11 protein-coding genes are annotated in these 14442 nt (G+C 40.5%); 5 read left to right on the forward strand and 6 right to left on the reverse strand.

Annotated elements, in window-relative coordinates; genetic code table 11:
• Positions 1–145 precede the first annotated feature (145 nt).
• The 3 genes from purM to PAARA_RS12720 are packed head-to-tail and all read left to right on the forward strand — an operon-like array spanning position 146 to position 2575.
• On the forward strand, positions 146–1198 hold the full coding sequence (gene purM, locus PAARA_RS12710; protein ID WP_054551593.1) for a phosphoribosylformylglycinamidine cyclo-ligase: 1053 nt from the start codon (positions 146–148) through the stop codon (positions 1196–1198).
• Positions 1198–1845, forward strand: coding sequence for a phosphoribosylglycinamide formyltransferase (gene purN / locus PAARA_RS12715; protein WP_062569381.1), 648 nt, complete (start codon positions 1198–1200; stop codon positions 1843–1845). Before purM ends, purN begins: the two co-directional genes overlap by 1 nt.
• A complete protein-coding gene (locus PAARA_RS12720; protein WP_083515312.1) occupies positions 1790–2575 on the forward strand; it encodes a DUF3108 domain-containing protein in 786 nt (261 codons plus the stop codon). Before purN ends, PAARA_RS12720 begins: the two co-directional genes overlap by 56 nt.
• A gap of 289 nt (positions 2576–2864) precedes the next feature.
• On the opposite strand, the gene PAARA_RS12725 is transcribed toward PAARA_RS12720, so the two are convergent.
• The 3 genes from PAARA_RS12725 to PAARA_RS12735 form a co-directional block, all read right to left on the reverse strand.
• Positions 2865–3629: a class II glutamine amidotransferase gene (locus tag PAARA_RS12725; RefSeq protein WP_062569383.1), complete on the reverse strand. Its 765-nt coding sequence runs from the start codon at positions 3627–3629 to the stop codon at positions 2865–2867.
• A gap of 391 nt (positions 3630–4020) precedes the next feature.
• Positions 4021–5274 (reverse strand): hypothetical protein, encoded by a 1254-nt coding sequence (locus PAARA_RS12730; RefSeq protein WP_062569384.1) that lies wholly within the window; start codon positions 5272–5274, stop codon positions 4021–4023.
• A 300-nt stretch (positions 5275–5574) separates the two neighbouring features.
• The gene (locus tag PAARA_RS12735) at positions 5575–6447 is read right to left on the reverse strand and encodes a hypothetical protein (RefSeq protein ID WP_062569385.1); all 873 of its coding nucleotides are present in this window, start codon (positions 6445–6447) and stop codon (positions 5575–5577) included.
• 319 nt (positions 6448–6766) lie between these two features.
• Between PAARA_RS12735 and fadE the strand changes: the two genes are divergently transcribed.
• Positions 6767–9223 (forward strand): acyl-CoA dehydrogenase FadE, encoded by a 2457-nt coding sequence (fadE, locus tag PAARA_RS12740; protein ID WP_062569386.1) that lies wholly within the window; start codon positions 6767–6769, stop codon positions 9221–9223.
• Here fadE and PAARA_RS12745 read toward each other — a convergent pair.
• A complete protein-coding gene (locus tag PAARA_RS12745; RefSeq protein WP_062569387.1) occupies positions 9220–10314 on the reverse strand; it encodes a DUF6136 family protein in 1095 nt (364 codons plus the stop codon). The two genes, fadE and PAARA_RS12745, sit on opposite strands and share 4 nt — an antisense overlap.
• Positions 10311–10901 (reverse strand): ABC transporter ATP-binding protein, encoded by a 591-nt coding sequence (locus tag PAARA_RS12750; protein WP_062569388.1) that lies wholly within the window; start codon positions 10899–10901, stop codon positions 10311–10313. The genes PAARA_RS12745 and PAARA_RS12750 overlap by 4 nt, the downstream gene beginning before the upstream one ends.
• A 149-nt stretch (positions 10902–11050) precedes the next feature.
• Between PAARA_RS12750 and PAARA_RS12755 the strand changes: the two genes are divergently transcribed.
• The gene (locus PAARA_RS12755) at positions 11051–12976 is read left to right on the forward strand and encodes a S9 family peptidase (RefSeq protein ID WP_062569389.1); all 1926 of its coding nucleotides are present in this window, start codon (positions 11051–11053) and stop codon (positions 12974–12976) included.
• Between the two features lie 43 nt (positions 12977–13019).
• On the opposite strand, the gene PAARA_RS12760 is transcribed toward PAARA_RS12755, so the two are convergent.
• Entirely contained in the window at positions 13020–14348 is a 1329-nt protein-coding gene (locus PAARA_RS12760) for an IS4 family transposase (protein ID WP_062567086.1), read from the reverse strand.
• Positions 14349–14442 lie beyond the last annotated feature (94 nt).

Genomic DNA, 14442 nt, shown 5'->3' on the forward strand with positions numbered 1-14442 from the left:
AACCCAGTAGCTAATTCCTTTTTTAGCGGACAACTGTCCTTGTCAAGTCGGTTAAAGTGATTTTTCAACTAGCCGCGCCATTGCAATTGTTGTAAAATACGCGCGTTTCTAAGCAACCCACATGCAACTTTTTTGAGGAAAACCTGTGAGCGAACAAAAACAGTCTCTTAGCTATAAAGACGCGGGCGTAGATATCGATGCCGGTAATGCACTTGTTGAGCGTATTAAAGGCGTAGTTAAAAAAACCAGACGTCCTGAAGTAATGGGCGGTATCGGTGGTTTTGGCGCACTTTGCGAACTACCAACTGGCTATAAAGAGCCTGTACTGGTTGCTGGCACAGACGGCGTTGGTACAAAACTACGTTTAGCTATTGATCTTAAAAAGCACGACACAGTGGGTATTGACCTTGTTGCTATGTGTGTAAACGACCTTATCGTACAAGGTGCTGAGCCACTATTTTTCCTTGACTACTATGCAACTGGTAAATTAGACGTAGATACTGCGGCTGATGTTGTAACTGGCATTGGTAAAGGCTGTGAGCTTTCTGGCTGCGCATTAATCGGCGGTGAAACTGCTGAAATGCCAGGTATGTACGACGGCGAAGATTACGACATGGCTGGTTTCTGTACGGGTGTTGTAGAAAAATCAAAAATTATCGACGGTACGAAAGTGGCTGCAGGCGACCAATTAATCGCACTTGCATCAAGTGGTCCTCATTCAAACGGCTTCTCATTAATTCGTAAAGTACTTGAAGTATCTGGTGCAGACACAAGCGCAGAGCTTGAAGGCAAAACACTTGGCGATCACCTTTTAGAGCCAACTCGCATTTACGTTAAACAACTACTTGAGTTATTCAAGCAGGTTGACGTTCACGCGTTATCGCACATCACGGGTGGTGGTTTCTGGGAAAACATCCCGCGCGTACTTCCTGAGTCTGCAAAAGCAGTAATCAAAGGCGACAGCTGGGAATGGCCTGTTGTTTTCAACTGGTTACAAGAAAACGGCAACATCACAACTCACGAAATGTACCGTACATTCAACTGCGGTGTAGGTATGGTTTTAGTTGTTCCTGCCGACAAACTTGAGCAAAGCTTAACAATTCTTAAAGATCTTGGCGAAAATGCATGGCATATCGGTGAGATCCAAGATGCGAAAGCAGGCGAAGAGCAAGTAGAAATTTTAGGTGGTCGTGACTAATGACCCCTTGTCGTCTTGTTGTATTAATTTCTGGTAGCGGTTCAAACCTTCAAGCCATCATCGACGCTTGTGCGCGCGGTGAAATCAAGGCCGACATCGCCGCTGTAATTAGTAATAAAGCCGACGCTTATGGCCTTGAGCGAGCTAAAAATGCAGGTATACAAACACGTGTACTTAGCCATAAAGATTTTGACTCGCGTGAGGCCTATGATGCTGAGTTAATGGACATTATTGACAGTTTTGAACCAAATCTGGTTGTATTAGCTGGTTTTATGCGTATTCTAACACCTAGCTTAGTGCAAAAATTTAAAGGAAAAATGTTGAACATTCATCCTTCTTTGTTGCCTAAGTACCAAGGGCTGAATACCCATCAAAGAGCTATAGATGCAAAAGATGAGGTTCACGGCGTAAGTGTTCACTTTGTAACTGAGGAGCTAGACGGCGGTCCCGTTGTGCTTCAGGCCAAAGTACCGGTACTCGAAAACGATACCGCAGACACGCTTGCGCAACGTGTTCATCAACAAGAACATATAATCTATCCTTTGGTGGTCAAGTGGTTCAGTGAACAACGACTCAAGATGGAAGCAGATTATGCAGTTTTTGACAAAAAGAAACTTCCTGCACACGGCGCACATTACCCAGAATAAAAAACGAAGTGCCCTACTCGCATGTGTGGGCACTTTATTACTTCCTACCAGTGTTTTAGCTGGCGACCTCACTCAATACCAAGCCAAATACGATGTACTTCGTAAAGGTGAAACCCATGGTAAAGCGGTACGTGAGCTAAAAAAAATCAACGATGGCAACTATGTACTTACCTATCATAGTGAAATTGAATGGATGATTTTTTCTGACTCCCGAAAAGAAACCTCCGAATTTAGTTACCAAGATCATAAAATATCACCTCTTAGCTACGCTATGGAGCGAACAGGAACAGGGCCAGATAAAGAATACACGCTCAAATTCGATCCTGTTCACAAGCAGGTGAACAGTAACCAAAGTAAATACCCGCTGAAATTCGATTGGTCAGACAATTTCCAAGACTCGTTATCGTATCAAGTACAGGTTCGCGAAGAATTAAAGCAAGGTAAAACGCAGCTTTCTTATCCTTTAGTAGATAAAAAAGGCAACCTGCGTAGTTATGACTTTGAAGTCATTGGCACAGAAATGATTTCTTTACCCATTGGCAATGTTGAAGCCATTAAAGTAAAACGCTTATACGATAACGATAAACGTCAAGCCCTTGCTTGGTTTGCACCCGAAATGGACTACATGCTAGTTCGCATGTGGAAAGGCGAAAAAGGTGTCGAACAGTTTCAAGTACAACTTAACTCATTCACAGTTACAACACCGGTTACCGTAGCTAATGATAAGTAGTCACGATTTTACATCGCGCAAAGCGTTTACATCACGCCTTGTTGCCGTAGCTAGTAATAAGTAGTCGCGATTTTACATCGCGAAAAGCGTTTACATCACGTCTTGTTGCCGTAGCTAGTAATAAGTAGTCGCGATTTTACATCGCGAAAAGCGTTTGCATCACGCTTAGTTGCCATAGCTAGTAATAAGTAGTCGCGATTTTACATCGCGAAAAGCGTTTGCATCACGAGAAGGTGTCTGCGTTTAGGTAAATTATCTTTTAAAAGTCGCGGGGTGAACCCGCTGCTACTTAGATTAATTCGCCCATTTTAAATAACGCAAACTCACCTGGCTCCATTTTTTGCCAGCGTTCGTCGTTCGTGAGCGGCCTTGTTGCAATGACAGTAACCACATCATTCGGTGTAGTTTCTTTTTGAAAATCAACCACCATATCAGCATCAATCAAAGTCGCTTTACCAAATGGCGCACGACGAGTGATCCAGTGCAGATTATTAGTGCAATATGCCAACACATACACACCGTCAGTGAGCAACATATTAAACACGCCCTTTTCACGTAAAGTATGCGCAAATTTAGCCACATAGCGAAACACGGATGCCATATTTGAAGGACGTTTAGGGTATTTTTCTCGCACTTTATCAAGTAACCAGCAAAATGCTAATTCACTGTCGGTATTTCCAACCGGTCTATAATGCTCAGGTTTTAAATCATGATAATTAGAAAGTTGACCATTATGAGCATACGTAATTTCACGTCCCCATAGCTCACGAGTAAATGGGTGGGTATTTTCAAGACACACACGACCACGATTCCCCTGACGAATATGGCTTATCACCGAAATACTCTTTATCGGGTAAGCTTTAACAAGCTTGGCAATCTCAGACTGGCAACTTGGCTCTGGATCTTTAAACGTACGACAGCCTTTTCCTTCATAAAAAGTAATACCCCAACCATCTTTATGTGGGCCAGTATTGCCTCCGCGCTCTAATAACCCTGAAAAACTGAAACAAATATCCGTTGGTACATTGGCAGACATGCCAAGCAACTCACACATAACAAGAAACCTAATTAAAAATCAATTGGTTGAAAAATAAAATAACCCTACATAGATTTACAGGTCACAGTTTTGGTCTGATATTGAAAAGAAAGGACCTAAGTGAATAATATTTTTCATTTATTTCGCTTATTGTTTATTAATACCCAGATAAAGGCAATACATCTAAAATAAGAAAAGGGCATTGCAGTCCCTTTTCTAGATAATTTGATTATTACATATGAAATTACTTTTTCAGTAGCAGACTCAAAAGCACCTCTAACTCAACAGGTTCAAAGTCATCATAGCGATCTTCCCTCAAACAACTCACCTGCTCTACTTTCAATTAACATATTTTAGCTCAAAGTATATTTTTCTAAGCTATTTCAACACTGAGCTTAAAGTTATAGGACTACTCAATACTAACAATAGATGACCCACGGACTTTGTATGGTAAATTCAGTTTTTCTTGTACTGGTAATACACCTAAATTGTGATGAAATACAGCTTGTTTAGCTTGAGGTGAAAGAGCGTTAAACTCTTCAATGATTATACCCTTTTCAGACTCAGCTAGAATAGTTTTATCTAAAAGCTCAGTAAGCTTCTCAGTTGATTTTTCATCAAAAACATTATTAGTAAATACATCTATTAAGCTTTGTTTTTTATCATCATCAGGAATATTGGAATCTACAAACTTATTAAAATTGTCTAATTCATTATTAATAGAATAACGCAACTGAACTTCTTTCCAATACAAAGCGTTATTCTTTAAAGCATCCTGCACATCAAGAGGATAGTTGGATAATATAGAAAGTAATTTTTGAGCATTGTTATTTATTTCATTTTCATAATCACCTAGCAAAGAATTAATTTTTCTATCAAAATTTCTAGGCTGATATTTATCATTTTGCATCTCCACCAGATAATAAATTGCACTTATTTGCTCAGAGTTTAATTTAGGTGCGCCTAAAACTTTCCTAAGATTTTCACCCAAATCTTGTAAATACGACTCTTTTTCCGGCACTTTGATATCCGCTTTTTCCATTGATTGCTGAACCAATTCATCTATTTTAGAAGAAGAACAAACAATAGAATAATTTAAAACTTCTTTAGCGGCTGCAGTAAAACTAGCAGGTCTTGATGATAAAGCATACTCTTCTTGTTTTTGGAGAGCTCTCTCAACTAAGTTTATTACACTTTTAGAGTCGGGCCCTAGAAGGTAATAGTTATTGTACAATTCACTCGAACTAACTAAAAAGCTACTCCAAAGGGCTAATTTTTCTATTGAATTTGAAGATGCACCATTTAGACTCATTAACCCTGTTGCGAGAACTGTACCTATCAAAAATTCATCTTTTAACCATCGAGAGTTTTTACTTCCTTGGTTAATATCTTCTAAAGTGGTCATACAATTTGCTTTAGTTAAAAGTAAGCCCTCTTTTAAAAACTCACTTAAGAGCTCACTAGGAACATTGCAAACCTTATTTGCTGTCTCGGCTGTTTTACATAAAGACACTATAGAGTTGTATGATGGGTAATAACCACTCTCATTAAGTTCAATTTTCTTTTTCTGAATGTGGCTTTCGGTAATGTATTTATTGTGGTTTACAGTCTCACATCCAGAAGATAATATTGTTATAAAAGAAGCTATAAATACTTTTTTCATAATAAGTCATTTAAGTAGGAACGTTACATTTGTTAAAATGTAGTATGTAATTTTATTTGTTCAAGGTTTTACATGAATGAAAATTTCTACTTAACCACTGTAAACCCTCGTGCGCAGCATATGTTTATGCTAAATCTATAAACTCCTTTAGCTTATGTATATCGCTCTTTATTTTTAGTATGGCAATTTGTCATAATTAGTCCTAAATATGTAACACATTCCAAGACAAGACATAGCCTAGACTAAAAAGCCTGAATTTACTCAGGCTTATATAATTAATAATGAATACTTCTACCAATCTTAGTATTCACTATAGTCAAAGCCCCACATAGTTAAGCTTAATGCTTTCTCTGGATTGTGTTCAGAGTTATATCCTTTACTCCAATACAACCCTTCCATAATCACATGCTCAGTATTGGGAAATGTTGTTTTATAATTAGCAGTCGAGAACAATGTACCGTTAACATACACCTCAACAGACGGCTGTGGGGCAGAATTATCATCTCGAGTAATTATCTTAACGTAGTAGTTACCTATACTAGAACCACTCCCCTGCCATGTATCAATTTCCATACTTCCATGTAACGTATCTGTTCTTGTACTATTAGGTGATCCACATTCATTATCTGGAATTGCAGGCTGATTTGAGCCATTGAGCTGCCATGAATTATCATAATGCTGTAAATAATATTTATTATCATTACATTTGCGAAGCTTCAGAGTTGTGATTGGCCTATGACCAGTGGTCGGTATACCGTCTAAATCCACCCAATCTTGGAAAATTATTGCAAAGTCTGGAAACTCTGTGCCTGGTTTCACATTAAACACAAATTCATGTTCACGCGTTTTACTCGGGGAATATAAGCTTCTTTTAAATCTGACCATCCCCTTTCTACAACGGCTTGATTCTGTATTTCCTTTACACAAAGAGCTACGATGAGAGTTAATGATATACCCATTTATATCATCATAATACTCCATATCTGAACTGTACCCACTCAAACTATCCATTAAGTCAAACTCAGGTAGCTTGATATAGTTTGCAGCCTCCCAACCAGGTTTAGTCCCACCATAAACTCCTTCATGCGGTTGAGGAGAATAAATATTGGCAAGAGCACTGAATGATATTATTGACCCACTTAAACATGTATATTTAATTATATTTTTGAGCATTTCATTTCCTTATTATAGATTTAGTTCCAACTTCGTTAATATTATTAGCATGTTATAGAGAAAAATAAAACATAAAAACAAAAGAGCGAGCTTAGTTTATTCAACATTAAATGTTCGTTAATGCCGGTTCAAACTATATCTCATTTGTGTTCTTCAAGTACTTTCAATAAGCGACGCTATACACCTAATTTAAAACTATTCTACTTTTCGAAAACAAACCCAGCAGTAATTACTGTTTTATCCTTGTTCCCCTCTTGATAATTGCTTGTTCTAGCGCTACTCTAAAAGAGGTGGTCTGACCTCTATTAAGGAATAATCAATGACTCTCATATTTTTACTAGGTTTACTCGTGCTGCTTAGCGTTGCGAGTTACCACAGATCAAGCTGGAATACCTGTTTAGGTATTGCCATTGCGACTTTACTTGTTGGCACATTTGCTGGCGCGTTTGGCGCAATTAGTTGGCTACTATTCTTACTTATTGCTGTGCCACTTTCTGTGACTAGCATTCGTCAACAATACATCATTAAACCAATCTTTGCTGCGTTTAAAAAAGTAACACCGACTATGTCGGATACTGAAAAATCAGCCATTGATGCTGGTACTACATGGTGGGAAGCGGATCTATTTTGTGGCCGTCCTGACTGGAACAAATTACATCAGTACCCTGCCCCGAAACTGACTATCGAAGAGCAAGCGTTTATTGATGGTCCAGTTGAAGAAGTATGTAGCATGCTAGATGATTGGCACGCAACGCACGAACTAACTGATTTACCGCAAGATGTTTGGCAATACCTGAAAGATAACAAATTCTTTGCCATGATCATCAAAAAAGAATACGGCGGTTTAGAGTTTTCTGCTTATGCACAATCATGTGTACTGCAAAAGCTAACCAGTAAATCAACGTTACTATCTTCTATCGTAGGTGTACCTAACTCGTTAGGCCCAGGTGAGCTACTTCAGCACTATGGAACTAAAGAGCAAAAAGATCATTACTTACCACGCCTTGCAAGTGGTCACGAAATTCCATGTTTTGCTTTAACATCACCAGAAGCAGGTTCTGACGCAAGTGCTATCCCTGATTACGGTGTTGTATGTAAAGGTCAATGGAACGGTGAAGAGGTTGTCGGTATTAGCCTAACGTGGAACAAGCGTTACATCACTCTTGCCCCTGTTGCCACTGTACTTGGACTTGCATTTAAACTACAAGATCCAGATGGTTTACTCGGTGAAGACAAAGAACCAGGTATTACTTGTGCACTTATCCCAACAGATACTCCAGGAGTAGAAATTGGCCGTCGCCACTTCCCGCTAAATGTTCCATTCCAGAATGGTCCTACTCGTGGTAAAGATATTTTCGTGCCACTTGATTACATCATTGGTGGCCCGAAAATGGCAGGTCAAGGCTGGCGTATGCTTGTTGAATGTTTATCTGTTGGTCGTGCAATCACATTGCCGTCTAACTCAACAGGTGGCATTAAAACAATTGCGCTTGCAACAGGCTCTTACAGCCGTATTCGTCGTCAATTCCGTTTACCTATTGGTCAAATGGAAGGCGTTGAAGAGTCATTAGCAAAACTGGCAGGTTACGCATACAGCTCTGATGCAGCTGTAAGCATGTCAACAGGTGCTGTTGACCTTGGTGAAAAACCATCAGTTGTCTCTGCGATTATTAAATACCACTTAACTGAGCAAATGCGTGAAGCAACCATTCACGGCATGGATGTTCACGGTGGTAAAGGCATTATGCTTGGTCCAAACAACTACTTAGGCCGTGGTTACCAAGGTGCGCCAATTGCAATTACCGTAGAAGGTGCAAACATCTTAACGCGTAATATGATCATCTATGGTCAAGGTGCAATTCGCTGTCATCCATTCGTGTTAACTGAGCTAGGTGCTTGTGCGATTGAAGACCGTGAAGAAGCACTGTCAGTATTCGATAAAGCGTTAATGGGCCACATTGGCTTTACTATTTCGAACCTAGTTCGTACTAAGTGGTTAGCCTTTACTAATGCTCGCTTCACAAGCACACCATACAAAGACGAAACAGCGGAATTCTACCGTATTGCATCTCGTTTCAGTGCGTCATTAGCATTAATGTCAGATATTAGCATGGCGGTATTTGGTGGTTCATTGAAGCGTAAAGAGCGTATCTCGGCACGTTTAGGTGACTTACTAAGTTACTTATACCTTGTATCTGCAACACTTAAACGCTACAACGATGAAGGCCGTAAAAAAGAAGATTTTGCGCTTGTTCAATGGAGCTGCCAAGATCACCTTTACCACTGCCAACGCGCGCTGGCTGACTTAATCAATAACATGCCATCTGCACCACTTCGTGCGATGCTAAAAATCATGTTATTCCCATTCGGTCGTCCTGTTCGTAAGCCTACTGATAAGCTTGAGCACAAACTTGCTCACTTATTACAAGTACCAAGCGAAACTCGTAACCGTTTAGCTAACTACATTTACCTTAAAAACGAGCCGCTTAATCTTGTTGGTCGTCAAGAGCAAACGCTTAAAGACGTACTCGAAGTTGAACCGCTGTTTAATAAGGTATGCCGTGAAAAAGGCGTAAAACTACCTTTCTTCCAACTTGATAAAGTAGCGCAAATGGGCTTAGAAGCAGGCATTTTAAGCCAAGCAGAAGCCGACAAACTAGCCGCAGTTGAAAAAGCCCGTCTTGACGTTATTAACGTTGACGACTTTGACCCTGCTGACTTAGTTGCTGGTAAAGTTGCTCGTGGCGAAGGCAATAAAAAAGCGGATGCCACTTAAGCAATAAACATTATTCCAATTGTTATAACAAACCAAACCAGCGCATAATGCGCTGGTTTTTTTTGCGCTAAATATTGCTGTAATACACACCATACTGCCCCAATGGGGATGTAACTCAAGTTAGTGCCAAGCATGCTTATAAGTACCACTAGAGCCACAGCAAAAAATATAAGGCTGGGTAAAAACTGGCTTATGTAAAACTGCTTGTCTTGGTTATTGCTTTGAAAGAACAACCGATATTTTTTAAAAACAGCCAAGCAATCGAAGTGTAATGAACTAGCTAGCAACACGCATACTGAAAAAGCCACAGCTTGTATCAAGTCACTAAAGTCACTACGAACTGCAATTAGCTGTAATAAAGCGAGCAAGCATGCTAGCAATACTGAGCCACGCCATATTAAGCTCCAGCTGTTCTGTAAAAAGTAACTAAGCCAAAATAAGGCAAGCGAGTGTACTTTTAACTTATGACTTATTCTCACAGGGGGAATTAAAGTCGAACAGCAGAAAATAGCTACAAACCCCAAAAAGTATTGCAGCAAAGTTAAACTAACAGGCAGTAGTACCAATACAAAACTTATTAAGAAGCTATAAAAGAGCGCAAGTGGCCTATAAAGAACAAATACCCCGCAAAACCATTGCAACAACATGAACAAAAGGAAATGAGGCACTTGTAGCCATTGCTTTAGCGATAGATCCATTGCTATTAATAAACTCGCAATAAGCCAAGCATTACTTAAAAATAGTAATTTGCAGTCAACACACACTCGCCAAGAAGATTTAAATAAACTGCGCTGAAATGCCCTGTTTTGCGCATTTTTAATAGCTGGGGTCATGGCCCATAACATCGCCGATTCAAGTAAAAGATAAACCACTGCTAATTTTGCACCGTAAGCGGGTGCTGCATGGCTATCAACTATTTTTCCAAGCCCTAAAAACAACAGTAAAACCAAACCAAGAAATGCAGGACCTAGTACGAGTGCGAACAGCAAGCTAAAACTCTTTAGCTGAGACAGCATACTTTTAAGGGTAGTCGTATATGCTAGATATCGAAAAGAGAGAAATGAGATGTATCTGGCAAAGTAGTCAATCATAATGATGAACACTCAAAACCGTGCTGTAAAAATACCTCCGGTTCATGGCTTGTTATGATGATCTGCCCATTAGGTTTATCATTGAGGTAGTCATCAAGTAAAGTCAGTAAAAATCGAATGCTTTCTTGGTCTAATGCTGCACTCGGTTCATCTAACAACAAAAATGGGGCTTGCTTTAAAAAAGCAATAATAAGCTGGCACTTCTTTTGATTACCACTCGACAAAGCCCTGAAACGGGTGTTCAGATGCTCATCAAACCTAAATCCAGTAATAAGTTGCTCTGGCATTTCTTTCTTTAACGCCTTGCAACTAAGTTCAATAATTTGTCGCGCGGTTAAAAAATCGGGCAGCGCAATACGGTCACTGGCAATCGAAACATAATTTTGAACAGATTCTATTGTTTCACTATTGAATAAAACATACCCTGATTGTGAACTTTCGAGGCCTGCAATGATCATCAGTAATGTTGTTTTGCCCTTGCCATTAGCTGCTTGTAAACAAGTTTTTTTGCCGTTGAACTGCTTATTATAATTTTTAAAAACTTGAGCCGAAGCGAAACGCTTATTGAGGTCTTTAATTTCTATCATGATTATTACTTTAATTCTGGAAAAATACTAACACACTAGTGTCCACATTTAGTTACACGATTTGTAACAAATATCGACGCTCGAAGGCTTGCGTTTATAAATTGAACAAGTAAGACTCTATTGCGGAAAAATAAAAAGGAATAATTACAATGAAACCGAGTTTCCAATTAGCAGCCATTGCTTGTGCGCTCAGCCTTGCATTAGCAGGATGTTCACAGTCAAACCAATCAACAACCAGTACTAACAACCAACAGCAAGTGCAAACAGTTAAACAATATGATGCTGAGACCTTTTTTGATACAACCTCAATTATGGGCAGTAGCTTTTCGCCGAAGGGCGACAAAGTACTAATAAGCAGCGACGAAAGCGGTATTTATAGCTTGTACGAAGTCGATATTAAAACCGCCAAGAAAACCCGTTTAACAGATTTTGAAGACAGTACTTATGCAGTCGCTTATTTCCCTAACGATGAGCGCGTGCTATTTACTAAAGACTCAGGGGGTAACGAGCGTTATCACATCTATGTTCGCGAAACCGATGGCACAGTTAAAGACCTCACCCCTGGTGAAGAAACCCGTGCAGGATTTGCTGGCTTTACTGAAGATGGTAAACACTTCTTTATAACCAGCAACCAACGCGACGCTAAATTTATGGATCTGTACCGCGTTGATACTAGCAGCTATGAAGTGACCCCTGTTTATCAAAATACTATGGGGCTTGATGTCGGTGCAATCAGCCCTGATGGCCGTTTTATTGCTTTATCGAAAAACAATTCTAACAAAGACAGCGATGTATTCATTCTTGATACTCGCAAAAAAACGCTTAAACCTGAACTCATCACTCATCATGACGACGATGCCAAGTTCGGTCCTGAAACCTTCTCAAGGGACAGTAAATCACTGTATTACTCAACCGATGCCAAAGGTGAGTTTGCAGAAATTTGGCGCTATGATTTAACCACTGGCGAGCATAGCCCTGCCCTCAAAGATGAATGGGATGTGAGCTTTATTTATTTCTCTAAATCTGGCCGTTATCAAGTAAGTGGTGTTAATGCGGACGCAAGCACTAAGGTGTCGATAATCGATACCACCACAGGTAAAGGCATTGCTATGCCATCGCTGCCTGCTGGTAATTTACGAGGTGTAAACTTCTCTGCTGATGAAAAAACCATGGCGTTTTACTTGAATTCAGATACCTCACCAAGCAACTTATTTGTGTGGCAACTCGGTGAGTCGAAAGCGAAACAGTTAACTAACACACTAAGTGATGCAATTGATCAAAGTGACTTAGTTGAAAGCACAATTGTGCGCTTTAAAAGCTTTGATGGTTTAGAAATCCCAGGGGTTTTATACAAGCCTAAGCAAGCAAACAGCAACAACAAAGTACCAGCTTTAGTTTGGGTGCATGGCGGCCCTGGCGGACAAAGCCGCACAGGTTATAGTGCGATGCAGCAGCATCTAGTCAATCATGGTTATGCCATTTTTGCAGTCAATAACCGTGGCAGTTCAGGTTACGGTAAAACCTTCTTCCATTTAGATGACAAAAAACATGGCACTGACGATTTACAAGATATCGTTTATGGTAAAAAGCACCTGCAAAGCCTAGATTGGGTTGATGCAGACAAAATTGGCATCATGGGAGGGAGTTACGGTGGCTTTATGACCGCTGCAGCACTTGCCTTCGAACCTGAAGAATTCAAAGTAGGCATCAATATCTTTGGTGTGACAAACTGGGTTAGAACCTTAAACTCGATTCCACCATGGTGGGAAAGTTTTAAAAAGGCGCTGTATGATGAAATGGGCGATCCAGCTACAGACGGCGAACGTCACCGTGCAATTTCGCCACTCTTTCACGCTAAAAACATCACTAAACCATTAATGGTGATCCAAGGTGCTAACGACCCACGGGTTTTACAAGTTGAAAGCGATGAACTTGTTGCCGCTGTAAAGGCAAATGGTGTGCCTGTCGACTATGTGTTATTTGATGATGAAGGCCATGGTTTTACTAAAAAGGAAAACCGCATAAAAGCCTCAAACGCATACCTTGAGTTTTTAAATACCTACTTAGATAAGTAGTAAAATAGTAAAGATTAAAGGCCGGTTTTATACCTAATGCCAGTCAGTTAAGCTGACTGGCTTTTTTCTTTGTGGGGTATTTAGTCGGTCTTTTCCTCACAACTCTTGGGTAATACCTATCAGGCCGTTTGTCAGGTAATTTCATCATCCTTAACGATTCCATCAGGTATTCATAGTGAACGGGCAACTTGGTTACTGTTTCCGGTAAAGTGGTTAGGAAGAACACGATGATGTGTCTCATGCAGAGGCCGAAGCTAAGCCGCGATGGGGATAGCTCAGGCATATCTTTAACGGCATCCAGCATAATCATCCGAATCAGGTTGTAGGCCAGTAGTAGTCCCCAGAGCTCCTGTCGTACCATCTCAGGTTTCTTGCTACGAAGTGTTAGCTTGGCCTGATTTAGCGTCTGTTTCATTTCCCTGAACCCTAGCTCTATTTCCCAGCGTTGAACGTACACATCAACAACTTCTTCGTAGGGAAACTGCAATACATCGACCATTGAACTGAGCACATGGTAGCTTTTCCCGTCTACTTTGTAACTGGTTAGCCTCGCGTCGATGGTTTCTGGTAGACCATCAAATTTTTTCCGAGCCTGAGGCGAAGTCTTGAGAGTGATAACAGCATCATGTTCGCTTAGTCGGTGTTTTACTGTGTACTGTAGATCTTTACGGGCAGGGAGCATCCAGTGCGTATTAACGCCTTTAGTCATCCATAAGTACAATAACCCCAGCGAATAATATCCTCTGTCGAAAAGAGTCAGAGAGTTATTGGGAACCGAAGGAATAAGCCGCTGCGCAAGAGACATCTCCCCCACATCCCGACTGTCAAACTCACTGGCCAGTAGAAGGTGGCTGGAGGTTTCCATCAGACTACACATGCGTACCTGTGGATACGGATTATCGCCTTTAGCATTACGGTCACAACCGAATGCAGTAAGGTTCTCACCGGTATCCTGAGCACGAAACATCACGCCATCAACTGCTAACACATTTAAACCACACCACTGTTCAAAGGCAAAATCACCAAAGGCCCGTTGTGCCATCAGCTTAAAGACGTGACCGACAGCTTCATCACCTAGTCGTTGCCGAGCTTGAACTACCGCACTGGGGGCAACAAATCGATTTTTACCTGGTAATGAGATATCAAGTTTATTTGCGATGTCCCAGACAGGGTCATTACGAAAAAGACTCATACCCACGATAGTAAATACGACCGAATCCAGAGGTAACCGGCGACGTCTGATAGTTGCTACGCCCGATAGTGTATAGGCTTGCTGAAGAAGTTCAGGGTCGACAAAAGACATAAGCTTATCGACAGCCTTCAAGTCTTCCGCATGACTAAATGTTTCATCGAGGTTTGTGAGTAAAGACATAAAAAAATCCGATATCAGTTTCTGATATCGGATTTTGAAGCCTTTAAAAGATCGGTCAACCGATCATGAAAATATTCTTAACTGATCGGCATTA

This window comes from Pseudoalteromonas arabiensis (assembly GCF_001550155.1).
Lineage (GTDB): Bacteria > Pseudomonadota > Gammaproteobacteria > Enterobacterales > Alteromonadaceae > Pseudoalteromonas > Pseudoalteromonas arabiensis.